The sequence below is a fragment of the Streptomyces sp. LUP30 genome (genome assembly GCF_001746365.1).
GTDB lineage: Bacteria > Actinomycetota > Actinomycetes > Streptomycetales > Streptomycetaceae > Streptomyces.
Genome location: NZ_MJAJ01000098.1, coordinates 1 through 12060 on the forward strand (window position 1 = coordinate 1; position 12060 = coordinate 12060).

Sequence of the window (12060 nt, forward strand, 5' to 3'; positions counted from 1 at the left end):
CGCCGTCCGCCGGGGCGGGGAGCGCGCCGTCCGGGGGCGGGGGCGCGCCCTCCGCTTCGGCGGACGGCGTCGGGGCGGTCCCGGCGGCGCGGCCGGCGAAGGGGCGGACGGCTCGGCTGCCGAATCTGCCGTACGCGCCGAACGTCTCTCCCGGTCCCGTCGTCGCGTACGCCCCGAACCGGCCGAACATCCGTGGCGCCGTCCGGGCCGCCACCCGTGCGTCCCGGGGGCGCAGCATCAGCACCACCGCGATCGACGAGGACACCGGCGCGAGGGCCAGCAGGGTCAGGGCGGCAGGCCAGGGCAGCGCCCGGTCGGCCGCCAGGAAGTCCCTGGCCGCTCCGTCGAAGGGCATGCCCGTGAGGTCGCCGCGCAGATGGAGGAAGAACAGCAGCGCCAGCATGGAGCCGAGCAGCGTCGACAGGGCCGTCGTCATCGCCGACACGGCCATCAGACGGGCCGGGCCCAGGCCGATCGCCGCCAGCCCGGGGCGGGGCCGGGTGCCGGGGTCGGTGCGGGCCACCGCCAGGGCGAGGTGGACGGTCGCGGCCAGCGGGACCACACACCAGGCCAGCCGGAGCGCGGAGGCCGCGGGGGCCTCGGGGTGGGTCAGGGCGTGGCCGAGGGTGCTCAGCAGGAGGAAGCCGGTGCCCGCCGACGCCGCCGCCACCAGCAGACGGCGCAGCTGGACGGCGGGACGGGCGCCGCGGGTCAGACGGAGAGCGAGCACGCCGCCCCCCGGCCTTGCGACTCCGTGACCGGGGGCAGGTGGACCGTCTTGACCCGGCGACCGTCCAGCAGCGCCACCGTGCGGTCGGCGAGGGCGGCCGTCTCCGCGTCGTGGGTGGCCAGGACCACCGTGATGCCGTGCGAGCGGGCGGCCGTCGTCAGGGTGCGCAGGACGTGGGCCCGGTCCGCCCGGTGCAGGGGGGCGGTCGGCTCGTCCGCGAAGAGGACCGAGGGGGCCGGGGCCAGCGCGCGGGTGATGCAGACCCGCTGGCGCTCGGCCTGGGTGAGCTCGTGCGGACGGCAGCGGGAACGGTCGCCGATGTCCAGGCGCTCCAGCCACTCCAGCGCCGCGACCTTGGCCCGGCGTCGGCTGGTGCCGCGCAGCATCAGCGGGAGGGCCGCGTTCTCCCAGACGTTGAGCTCGGGAACGAGGAGGGGCGCCGGGTCGATCCAGCCGAAGCGGTCGCGGCGCAGCCGTTCGCGGGCCGTCGGGCCCATCGTGTGCACGGGCACGCTGTTGAACCAGACCTCGCCGCGCTGGGCGGGCGCCAGGCCCGACAGACAGCGCAGCAGGGTCGTCTTGCCGCTGCCGCGCGGTCCGCTGACGGCCAGGATCTCGCCCTCCCGCACACCCAGCGAGACCCCGCCCAGCCCGGGGGAGCCGTCGGGGTGCGAGAAGTGCAGGGAGCGTGCCCAGAGCACGTCGTTGTCCGGCGGGGCCTCCATGGGCGTACACCTCGGTTCAGATCTGTGGTTCCCGTGCCAATCCCCCGTGCGGGGGAACGAAGACAGGGCCGATCGGTCACTGGCACGCTAAGGAGGCGAGAGCGGGCATCCGGACAGCACGCGGCCCCGGGCGGCCGTTTCTCACTCGAACGGTCGACACCGGGGCCGGTGTTGATCAGCTGATCAGGCTGACGTCACAGCTTCGTCCACGCCTCCGTCAGCGTGGCGCGCAGGATCTGCTCGATCTCGTCGAACGTCTCCTGGTTGGAGATCAGCGGCGGGGCGAGCTGGACGACCGGGTCGCCGCGGTCGTCGGCACGGCAGTACAGGCCGTTGTCGTACAGCGCCTTGGAGAGGAAGCCGTACAGGACGCGCTCGGTCTCCTCGTCGTTGAAGGACTCCTTCGTCGCCTTGTCCTTGACCAGCTCGATGCCGTAGAAGAAGCCGTTGCCGCGGACGTCGCCGACGATCGGCAGGTCGTGCAGCTTCTCCAGGGTCGAGCGGAACGCGTCCTCGTTGTCCAGCACGTGCTGGGTGAGGTTCTCGCGCTCGAACAGGTCGAGGTTGGCGAGGCCCACGGCCGCGGACACCGGGTGGCCGCCGAAGGTGTAGCCGTGCAGGAAGGTGTTGTCGCCCTTGTAGAACGGCTCCGCCAGGCGGTCGGAGATGATGCAGGCGCCGATCGGGGAGTAGCCCGAGGTCATGCCCTTGGCGCAGGTGATCATGTCCGGGACGTAGCCGAACTTGTCGCAGGCGAACATCGTGCCGAGGCGGCCGAAGGCGCAGATGACCTCGTCCGAGACGAGCAGCACGTCGTACTGGTCGCAGATCTCGCGCACCCGCCGGAAGTAACCGGGCGGGGGCGGGAAGCAGCCGCCGGCGTTCTGGACCGGCTCCAGGAAGACCGCGGCGACCGTGTCCGGGCCCTCGAAGAGGATCTGCTGCTCGATCTGGTCGGCGGCCCAGCGCCCGAAGGCCTCGGGGTCGTCGCCGAAGATCGGGGCGCGGTAGATGTTGGTGTTCGGCACCTTGTGCGCGCCCGGGACGAGCGGTTCGAAGGGGGCCTTCAGCGCCGGCAGACCGGTGATGGACAGGGCGCCCTGCGGGGTGCCGTGATACGCGACCGCGCGGGAGATGACCTTGTACTTGGTCGGCTTGCCCTGCAGCTTGAAGTACTGCTTGGCGAGCTTCCAGGCGGTCTCGACGGCCTCGCCGCCGCCGGTGGTGAAGAAGACCTTGTTCAGGTCGCCCGGCGCGTGGTCGGCCAGGCGCTCCGCCAGTTCCACGGCCTTGGGGTGGGCGTAGGACCAGACCGGGAAGAACGCGAGCTCCTGGGCCTGCTTGAAGGCCGCCTCGGCGAGTTCCACGCGCCCGTGGCCCGCCTGGACCACGAACAGGCCCGCGAGACCGTCGAGGTAGCGCTTGCCCTTGTCGTCGTAGATGTAGGTGCCCTCGCCCCGGACGATGGTCGGGACCGGCGAGTTCTCGTACGAGGACATGCGGGTGAAGTGCATCCACAGGTGGTCGTACGCGGTGCGGCTGAGGTCCTTGGTGCTCACGGTTATCGGGTCCTCACGGTTATCGGGTTCCCCACATGTAGGTCTGCTTCTTCAACTTCAGGTAGACGAAGCTCTCGGTGGAGCGCACGCCGGGCAGGGCGCGCATGCGTTTGTTGATGACGTCGAGCAGGTGGTCGTCGTCCTCGCACACGATCTCGGCGAGGATGTCGAACGAGCCCGCCGTCATCACCACGTACTCGACCTCCGGCATGGCGGTCAGCGCGTCGGCGATGGACTCGACGTCCCCCTCGACGTTGATCCCGACCATCGCCTGCCGGCGGAAGCCCACGGTGAGCGGGTCCGTGACGGCGACGATCTGCATCACGCCCTGGTCGAGCAGCTTCTGGACGCGCTGGCGCACGGCCGCCTCGGACAGGCCCACGGCCTTGCCGATCGCGGCGTACGGCCGACGGCCGTCCTCCTGCAGCTGCTCGATGATGGCGAGGCTCACGGCATCCAGGTGAGGGGTGCTGCCGTTCCTGGACTCGCGGGAGTCCCTGTGCTCTGCGCTTCGACTGGCCACGGGCACACTGTGCACGACGTCTCGACAGTTCCGCAAGGTTCACGCGATGAAATTCGTTGTTTACGTATGTGAGATCTGCGGATTCCGCAGCCGTCGCGCGATCGGGGGTGTTGAAAACGCGGGCCCGCCGATTAGGGTGGTGTCTCAGTCCATGGACACCCCCGCAGTAAGAAACGATCAGGAGGCCGGCAGTGAGCACCGAGCTGCGCCGGATGCGCAAACTACGGAATTACATCGCCGGCGAGTTCCGGGACGCCGCCGACGGACGGACCACCGAGGTGGTCAATCCCGCGACCGGCGAGGCGTACGCGACCGCGCCGCTCTCCGGCCCGGCGGACGTCGACGCCGCCATGGCGGCCGCCGCCGAGGCGTTCCCGGGCTGGCGCGACACCACCCCGGCCGAGCGCCAGAAGGCCCTCCTCAAGATCGCCGACGCGTTCGAGGAGCGCGCCGAGGACCTCATCGCGGCGGAGGTGGAGAACACGGGCAAGCCCATCGGGCTGACCCGCTCCGAGGAGATCCCGCCGATGGTGGACCAGATCCGCTTCTTCGCGGGCGCGGCCCGGATGCTCGAGGGCCGCTCGGCCGGCGAGTACATGGACGGGATGACCTCCATCGTCCGCCGTGAGCCGGTCGGCGTCTGCGCGCAGGTCGCGCCGTGGAACTACCCGATGATGATGGCCGTCTGGAAGTTCGCCCCGGCGATCGCGGCCGGCAACACGGTGGTGCTCAAGCCCTCGGACACCACCCCGGCCTCCACCGTCCTGATCGCCGACATCATCGGCTCGATCCTGCCCAAGGGCGTCTTCAACGTCGTCACCGGGGACAGGGACACCGGCCGGCTGATGGTCGAGCACCCGACCCCGGCCATGGCGTCCATCACCGGCTCCGTGCGCGCCGGCATGTCGGTCGCCGAGTCGGCCTCCCGGGACCTCAAGCGGGTCCACCTGGAGCTGGGCGGCAAGGCGCCGGTCGTGGTCTTCGAGGACACCGACATCGCCAAGGCCGTCGAGGACATCTCCGTGGCCGGCTACTTCAACGCCGGCCAGGACTGCACGGCCGCCACCCGCGTCCTCGTCCAGGCGTCCATCCACGACGAGTTCGTGGCCGCGCTCGCGAAGGCCGCCTCCGAGACGAAGACCGGGCAGCCCGACGACGAGGACGTGCTGTACGGGCCGCTGAACAACCCCCACCAGCTCAAGCAGGTCGCCGGGTTCATCGAGCGGCTGCCGGCCCACGCCAAGGTCGAGGCGGGCGGTGAACGGGTCGGCGACAAGGGCTACTTCTACGCCGCGACCGTCGTCTCCGGGCTGAAGCAGGACGACGAGATCATCCAGAACGAGGTCTTCGGGCCGGTCATCACGGTCCAGTCCTTCACGGACGAGGAGCAGGCCGTCGAGTGGGCCAACGGCGTCGACTACGCCCTCGCCTCCTCGGTGTGGACCAAGGACCACGGCCGTGCCATGCGGATGTCGAAGAAGCTCGACTTCGGCTGTGTGTGGATCAACACCCACATCCCGCTGGTCGCCGAGATGCCCCACGGCGGCTTCAAGAAGTCCGGCTACGGCAAGGACCTCTCGGGCTACGGCTTCGACGACTACACGCGCATCAAGCACGTGATGACGTCCCTCGACGCGTAGCGCTCGGCGGATTCGGCCGCAGACGGGCACGGCGGTCCTCCGCCGTGCCCGTCGCGCTCACGGGCCGGCTCATCTCCCCTTCGCGGCCGCCCGGTTGACGGCGTCGGTCGGCGCCGGTCGGCGTCGGCCGGGGGCGGGCGGCTGCGGCCGTTCGGGCTTTGCCATCTCTTTACAACCTGCTCCCGGGCTGCCTCGTCTCTTCGCTCGATCCGTCAACGGACCGACGAAAGAGAGCGACTCATGCGACTCATGCCCCGAACGGGCCTCGCCGCCCTGGCAGTTGCGAGCACGGCCCTGCTGGCCGGCGCGGCGCCCGCGCTCGCCGACGCGGGGACGCCGACCCCCGTTCCCAGCGTCCGGAGCGCGAGCCCGGCCACGGGCGCAAGCGACACCGGCCCGACCAAGGCGTCCGAGCCCACCAGGGCTCCGTCCGACGCGCCCGGCCAGGTCGGCGTCGTGCCCAGGGGAGCCGCCGACACCGGCGTCGCCGAGCCGGCCTCCGAGGGCCACGGCACGCTGATCGGCGGCGGCGCGGCGGCGGCGATCGCCGCCGCCGGCTCCGTCTTCTATGTCGTGCGGCGCCGGAGGGCGACCGGCGCATGAGCCCGCTCTCCAGGCGCGCCCCGGCGCTCGCGGCCCTGGCGGTGCTGCTGTTCACCGGCTGCACCGCCCACGGGCCCGAGCCGGCCTCGACGTCCGGCACGACCACCACGGCCGCCGCGGGCGGCCCGGGGCCCTCGGCCCCGGCCGCCCCGGCCGCCCGGGCTGTGCGACCCCTCGCACGCTCGGTGCCGGTCGGGCTGCGGATCCCGGCCATCGGGGTCGACACCGAGGTCATGCGGCTGGGGCTGGCCGCCGACCGCAGTGTGCAGGTGCCTCCGGTCGAACGGCACGACCGCGCGGGGTGGTACGAGCACTCGCCGACGCCCGGGCAGACCGGGCCGTCGGTGATCCTCGCCCACGTCACGGTCGGGCAGTACGGCGACGGCGTGTTCCGCCACCTCGACCGGCTGCACCAGGGCGACCGGATCGTGGTGCGCCTGGAGAACGGCACGACGGCCGGGTTCACCGTCACCCGCGTGCGGACCGTCGACAAGGCGCGGTTCCCCACGGAGGAGGTCTACGGGAACGTGAGCCGGCCGGAACTGCGTCTCATCACGTGCGGCGGCCCGCGCACCGGCGACGGGTACCGCGACAACGTGATCGTCTTCGCCGCGCTCGGCGCCGGGTCCGCGTCCGGTTCCGGTTCCGGGTCCGCGTCCGGGGCCGGCCACGCGTCGACTACCGCGGGAGAACGTTGAAACGCTCACGCTCGCGCGAGAGGGCGGCGTCCGAACTGTTCGCCGCCCTCTACCCCCGCCTCGCCGGCTGGTGCCGCCGTCTCGTCGACGACGACGAGACGGCGCACGAGATCGCCTCGGAGGCGTTCACCCGGCTCTGGGCGCGCTGGACGACGGTGACCGAGCCCCAGGGCTTCCTCTTCGTCACCGCCGCCAACCTGGTCCGCGACCACTGGCGCAAGCTGGAACGCGAACGCCGGGCCATGCGCCGGGTCACCGTCGAGGTCGCCGTCGCCCCGCCGGCCGAACAGGCCGACCCGTCGGTGCGGATGCTCGTGCAGTCCCTGCCCGACCGGCTGCGGGTGCCGATCCTGCTCCACTACTACGCTGACATGCCGATCCGGGAGGTGTCCGTGCTGACCGGACGCAAGGAAGGAACCGTCAAGGCCGATCTGCACGCGGCCCGCGAACTGCTCCGCGTCCACCTGAGGAGAAGCCTTGATCACACCGGCTGACGACTTCGACGACAGCCCGGACCTCGACCCCGACGACCCCCTGACCGTCATCCTGCGCCCCCCCGCCGGACACCTCGGCCCGCCGCCCGGCCGCTACGAGGAGATCCGCCGCGGCGCGGTCCGCCGCCGGACGCTGCGCACCGCGGCCGGGGTCGGAGCGGCGTGCGCGGTCACCGTGTTCGCCGTCCTGCTGCCGCTGCGACTGACGGCGTCCGACGCGCCCGCGCGTCCGACGACGCCGCTCGCCCCGCCCCCCGTGACCGGCGGGCCGTCCACCGGACCCGTGCCGACGCCGTCGTCGGTCTCGCCGCCGGAGAGCGCCGAACGCCCTACCCGGGGGGCGGACGCGACACACGCCCCCGACACCCCGGCTGCTTCCGCCGGCACCGCTGCCCCGGGCACGGACCGCACCTCCGGCGCCGGCCCGGCGCCGACCGCGCAGGACCCGCGGTCGGCCCGGCGCCGTACGCAGTCCAGCGCGCCCTCCAGCGTGCCGTCGACGTCGAAGGTGCGCCGTTGAGGCCGATTCACGCACCGTAGCCGTCCGGGGCCGACTGCTCCTACCATGGAGTCCGCCGTCGGGGGAGGGTGGTCGTGTCGCGCAGTGCACCGCAGCCGTCGGGACGTCGGCTCGAGGACTCGATCGCCTGGGCGGTCCGCAACGCGGACGGCCTCGTGGCCATCGCCGTGGCCCTCACCGTGGGCCTGCTGGACATCACGGACAAGAACTTCGACGACGACATCGTCACCGGCTCCATCCTGCTGGTCCTGGCCGCGCTGGTCTACGGTTCGCTGACCGAGCGCCGGCGCCGGATGGCCGACATCCGGGCCGCCACCGCCGGGACGAGCCGCGCGATCGAGGACCTGGCCATGGTCCGCACGCTGACCGGCCCGGAGGTGGGTCCCGCGCACGAGCGGGCCCGGCGCAGCACCAGCCGCTGGGTCTTCAAGGGCGGCACCGGGACCTATCTGCGGGCGGTCACCCTGCCCGAGTGCGTGCTGGAGGCCCAGCGGCAGCGCCGCTCCCTCAGCATGAAGATCGACATCGTCAACCCGGCCGACGACAGGGTGTGCGAGGCGTACGCCCGCTTCCGGCGGACCTTCGGACACGGGGACGGCGACGACTGGACGCCGGAACGCACCCGCAAGGAGTCCTACGCCACCGTCGTGGCCGCCAGTTGGCACCGGCAACGGCTGGACACCCTGGAGATCGACGTCCATCTCAGCTCCGTGGCACCGGCGTTGCGCTTCGACCTGTCCGACACCTGCCTGATCATCACGCAGGACGACCCCCGCCGCGTCGGCCTGTTCGTGGAGCGGGGGCGGCCGCTGTACGACTACTACGTCACCGAGTTGCACCAGAGCCGCGAGCAGGCGGTCAAGCTCGATCTGCGGGAGGCGACCGCGCTGAGCGAGGAGCCGACCGTCGACGAGGTCAGACGCCTGCTCGACCGGCTCGGGCTGCCGTTGCCGGCCAGTTTCACCGACCGCGACGTCGGCGACGTCATCGACAAGGCGCTGCGCGCGGAGGACCCCTACCGCACATGAGCACGTCCTCGGCCGGATCCCGACGAGAGCCCCTTGGGGGAGCGATGGACTACCCGGCCCTGGAACGGGCCGCACGGCGGGGTGCGACCGTCGAGCTGGTGCGGCACGCCGTATCGCAACTCGAGGGCGTCGCCTCCGGCGGCCGGGCGCTGCGCGCGGTGCGTCATCCGCTGGGGTTCGTCTGTCTGCCCGTCCTGCGCGACGGACAGCAGGGCGTGTGCGTGCATGTCTTCGGGCCGACGGACCCCATCCTGATCGACCGGCAAGTGCACTCGCACAGCTGGGAGTTGACGAGCACGGTGCTGTACGGAGAGCTGAACAACCGGCGTATGGAGGTGACCGAGGAGGCCGCGCGGCCCACCCACCGGGTGTTCGAGGTGCACAGCGCACCGTCCGGGGTGGACGAACTGCGGCCCACCAGAAGGCTGGTGCGCTGTCAGCCGGGTCCCGAACAGTCGAGCTCACGGGGTCAGACCTATGCCCTAGCGGCGGGCGAGTTCCACACCACGGTGGTGCCGGACGGCCGTCCGACCGCGACCCTGGTGCTCGGGCGGACGATGCCCGGCCGGGCGGACCTCTCCCTGGGGCCGTTACGGGCCCCGGGCCACCGGGTGGTCCGCAGGATGTGCGACGCGGCCCAGACCGCCCGGATCGCCCAGGCCGCGCTCAGGAGGATCCATGAGGCCCACCCCCCTGTCGTCTGACTTCACCGCCGAGTGCAGGACGGCGGTGGCGGCCGCCGAGGCGGCCGGGGCGCTGCTGCGGTCGCGGTTCCCCGACGGGTTCGCGTCCCGCCCCAAGGGCGCCCTGGGCGACGTCGTCACCGATCTCGACCTGCTGGCCGAGAGCATGGTCGTCGACCGCATCCGCGCCGACTACCCGCACGACCGCGTCCTCGCCGAGGAGGCCGGGGACCTGGGCGGCGACGGCGGCCGCACCTGGCTGGTGGACCCTCTCGACGGCAGCAACAACGTGGTGATCGGCCTGCCCGTCTACGTCGTCGGCATCGCCCTGTGCGTGGAGGGGGCGCCGGTGGTCGGCGTGGTGCACGACCCGGTGACCGGACGGACCTGGTCGGCCCGGAACGGGGCGGGCGCACACGGTCCGGCCGGCCCGCTCAGCCCGGCCGGCCGGCCGCCCTCGCCCGCCGGACCGCTCCTGGCCTGGACCCAGGGGCACGCGGTCCGCCGGGACGATCCGGCAGTCCGCGTCCTGCGGCACAGCCTGGAGCTGCGCTCGCGCCGGCTGCTCCAGCTGTGGGCGCCGCTGGTCGCCTGGGCCATGCTGGCCAGAGGCGACATCGACGGGTTCGTCGGCTACCGCGCGGAGGCCATCGACCTGCCGGCCGGCGCCCTGCTGGCCCGGGAGGCGGGGGTGCTCCTGCGCAGGCTGGACGGCGGCGAGTTCACCGTCGGCTTCACCGGCCCCGACACCGACCGGTCCTTCGTCGCCGGCCGTCCCGAGATGCTGCCGTCCCTGCTGGACCTGGTGGCGGCCGCCGTCCCCCTGCGCGGCCGGGCCCGGCAAGGGCGGGCCGGCACCACGGCCACCGGGTGAGCCCCCGCCGCGCGGTCTCGACGGCGGCCGATCGCGCACGGCCGCCGTCGCACCCGGGCCACCGCCGCTACCCGGTGAGGGCCAGTGCCGCCACCGACGCCGTCACCGCCGTGACGGCCAGCACCGCGCCCGTGCCGACCAGCCGGGTCAGCGGCACCCGCACCCCGTGCGCGAGGCAGCGCTCGTACCACAGAAGGGTCGCCAGGGAGGCCCACGGGGTGACCACCGGGCCGGCGTTGGTGCCGATCAGGAGGGCGAGCAACTGGTCGTGGTTGCCGACCGGGACCGCCCCCTCGCCGGCCAGATAGACGGGCAGGTTGTTCAGGACGTTCGACAGGCCGCCGCCGACCGCCGCCGCGCGGAACAGGCCGAGGACGCCGCCGTCGTCGCCGACCGCGGCGGCCAGCAGGTCGTGCAGGCCGTGCGCCGTGACGGTCTCCACGACCAGGAACATCCCCGGCACCATCACCAGCAGCCGCCACGGCACCAGCGACCACCGCAGCGCCGGCCGCTCCCGCAGCGCGAACGCCGTGACGGCCACCGCCGCCGCCGTCGCGGACGCGATCCACAACGGCACGTCGGCGACCAGGATGGCCAGCAGGAAGCCCCCGCAGGCGAGAGCGCAGGCGCGGAAGAGGACCGGGTCGGCCGGGCGGTGCACCGAGGGCAGCGCATACCGCCCGCCCTCCACCGGCCGTTCCGCCTGCCCGACGCGGACCGCTCCCGGCCCGCCGCGCTCCTGCCGCCGCGCCCCTTGGGCCGTGCGGCGCGCCGGGCGCCAGAAGAAGACCCACAGACAGGCCGTGGTCACGGCGATCGCCGCCAGCTGTGGAGCCCACATCCGGCCCGCCAGGCCCAGGGAGGACAGCGCCACCCGGTCCGCGGCCAGCAGGTTGGTCAGATTCGAGACGGGGAGCAGCAGGCTCGCCGTGTTGGCGAGCCAGACCGTCGTCATCGCCAGCGGGACCGCCGCGATCCCGACCCGGGAGGCCAACGCCAGCATCACGGGCGTCAGGAGCACCGCCGTGGTGTCCAGGTTCAGGGAGATCGTCGTGACCGACGCGAACGCCACGCACAGCAGGAACAGCAGCGGGCGGCTGCCGCGGGCCGCCCGTGCCATCCGCGCCGCCACGACGTCGAACACCTCGGCCCTGCTGGTGAGTTCGGCGAGCACGATCACCGTGCCCAGGAACGCCAGCAGCGGGGCGATCCGGGTCATCGCGCCGGACGCGGCACCGGTGGGCAGCAACCCCGTGGCCACGCACGCCAGTCCGGTCGTCAGGAGGGCGATCGCCACCCGGTCCAGTACATGCAGACGCCGTAAGACACGCACGAGGGGAAGGGTCGCACAATTGTGCGCCCGTGTGACCAGGGTCTGCTTCGGGACAGATTCGCCCCAGGGGACGTCCCGCCGGTGCCGGGGCTGCGAAAACCGTTCATGCCGATGCTCGTTCACTGCATCATGAAGACATGGGGGGGCGTCAGATGAGTGGTGACACCGAGCCGTTGGACTTCTTCGTCAGCTATTCGCCCGCGGACGAGCGCTGGGCGTCCTGGATCGCCTGGACGCTGGAGGAGGCCGGATACCGGACCGTCCTGCAGGCCTGGGACTTCGTGCCGGGGACCAACTTCGTCGACTTCATGGACCGCGGGGTGAGCGAGTCCGCGGCCGTCATCGCCGTCCTCTCGCGCAACTACGAACGCTCCCGGTACGGCCGCATGGAGTGGCAGGCCGCCCTGCGCGCCGACCCGGACCTGCCCGAACGCCGGCTGATCACCGTCCGGGTCGAGGACATCCCGGTGGAGGGGCTGCTCGCCACGCTCACCTATGTGGACCTGGTGCCGGTGACCGACCCGTCGACCGCCCGCGACCTGCTGCTCACCCGGGTGGGCCAGGCCCTCGACGGCCGGGCCCGGCCCACCCTGCGGCCCGGCTACCCGGGCGACGGGCGCCCCGGGCCGCCCGCCGCGGCGACGCCGGTC

The 12060-nt window shown here is 72.8% G+C and carries 13 protein-coding genes and 1 pseudogene; 9 read left to right on the plus strand and 5 right to left on the minus strand.

What is annotated here, in order from left to right:
• From BG482_RS39395 to BG482_RS39410, 4 genes and pseudogenes are all read right to left on the minus strand, one after another.
• Positions 1 to 730: pseudogene (locus BG482_RS39395) on the minus strand (hypothetical protein); the annotation flags it as partial.
• Entirely contained in the window at positions 712 to 1455 is a 744-nt protein-coding gene (locus tag BG482_RS39400) for an ABC transporter ATP-binding protein (protein WP_069774029.1), read from the minus strand. The pseudogene BG482_RS39395 and the gene BG482_RS39400, both read right to left, overlap by 19 nt.
• A gap of 194 nt (positions 1456 to 1649) precedes the next feature.
• On the minus strand, positions 1650 to 3014 hold the full coding sequence (locus BG482_RS39405; protein ID WP_069774030.1) for an aspartate aminotransferase family protein: 1365 nt from the start codon (positions 3012 to 3014) through the stop codon (positions 1650 to 1652).
• Positions 3015 to 3033: 19 nt separating this feature from the next.
• Positions 3034 to 3552, minus strand: coding sequence for an Lrp/AsnC family transcriptional regulator (locus BG482_RS39410; RefSeq protein ID WP_069774031.1), 519 nt, complete (start codon positions 3550 to 3552; stop codon positions 3034 to 3036).
• A 176-nt stretch (positions 3553 to 3728) separates the two neighbouring features.
• Between BG482_RS39410 and BG482_RS39415 the strand changes: the two genes are divergently transcribed.
• The 8 genes from BG482_RS39415 to BG482_RS39450 all read left to right on the plus strand — a co-directional run bounded on the left by BG482_RS39415 (position 3729) and on the right by BG482_RS39450 (position 10077).
• Positions 3729 to 5177, plus strand: a complete 1449-nt coding sequence (locus tag BG482_RS39415) for a gamma-aminobutyraldehyde dehydrogenase (protein WP_069774032.1) — start codon at positions 3729 to 3731, stop codon at positions 5175 to 5177.
• 249 nt (positions 5178 to 5426) lie between these two features.
• Positions 5427 to 5780 (plus strand): hypothetical protein, encoded by a 354-nt coding sequence (locus BG482_RS39420; protein WP_069774037.1) that lies wholly within the window; start codon positions 5427 to 5429, stop codon positions 5778 to 5780.
• A complete protein-coding gene (locus tag BG482_RS39425; protein WP_079142694.1) occupies positions 5777 to 6478 on the plus strand; it encodes a class F sortase in 702 nt (233 codons plus the stop codon). Before BG482_RS39420 ends, BG482_RS39425 begins: the two co-directional genes overlap by 4 nt.
• Complete coding sequence (locus BG482_RS39430) at positions 6475 to 6972, plus strand: RNA polymerase sigma factor (protein ID WP_069774033.1); 498 nt, start codon at positions 6475 to 6477, stop codon at positions 6970 to 6972. The genes BG482_RS39425 and BG482_RS39430 overlap by 4 nt, the downstream gene beginning before the upstream one ends.
• Entirely contained in the window at positions 6956 to 7492 is a 537-nt protein-coding gene (locus BG482_RS39435; RefSeq protein ID WP_069774034.1) for a hypothetical protein, read from the plus strand. Before BG482_RS39430 ends, BG482_RS39435 begins: the two co-directional genes overlap by 17 nt.
• Before the next feature lie 74 nt (positions 7493 to 7566).
• Positions 7567 to 8520 carry a hypothetical protein gene (locus BG482_RS39440; RefSeq protein WP_370745955.1) on the plus strand — a complete coding sequence of 318 codons (954 nt, stop codon included), beginning with the start codon at positions 7567 to 7569 and terminating at the stop codon, positions 8518 to 8520.
• Between the two features lie 44 nt (positions 8521 to 8564).
• Positions 8565 to 9224, plus strand: coding sequence for a hypothetical protein (locus BG482_RS39445; protein ID WP_069774035.1), 660 nt, complete (start codon positions 8565 to 8567; stop codon positions 9222 to 9224).
• Complete coding sequence (locus BG482_RS39450) at positions 9199 to 10077, plus strand: inositol monophosphatase (protein WP_069774036.1); 879 nt, start codon at positions 9199 to 9201, stop codon at positions 10075 to 10077. The genes BG482_RS39445 and BG482_RS39450 overlap by 26 nt, the downstream gene beginning before the upstream one ends.
• A 67-nt stretch (positions 10078 to 10144) precedes the next feature.
• Here BG482_RS39450 and BG482_RS39455 read toward each other — a convergent pair whose 3' ends face one another.
• Entirely contained in the window at positions 10145 to 11410 is a 1266-nt protein-coding gene (locus tag BG482_RS39455) for an SLC13 family permease (protein ID WP_256096618.1), read from the minus strand.
• A 152-nt stretch (positions 11411 to 11562) separates the two neighbouring features.
• Between BG482_RS39455 and BG482_RS39460 the strand changes: the two genes are divergently transcribed.
• A partial coding sequence (locus tag BG482_RS39460) for a toll/interleukin-1 receptor domain-containing protein (protein WP_141746723.1) occupies positions 11563 to 12060 on the plus strand: 498 nt, incomplete at its 3' end.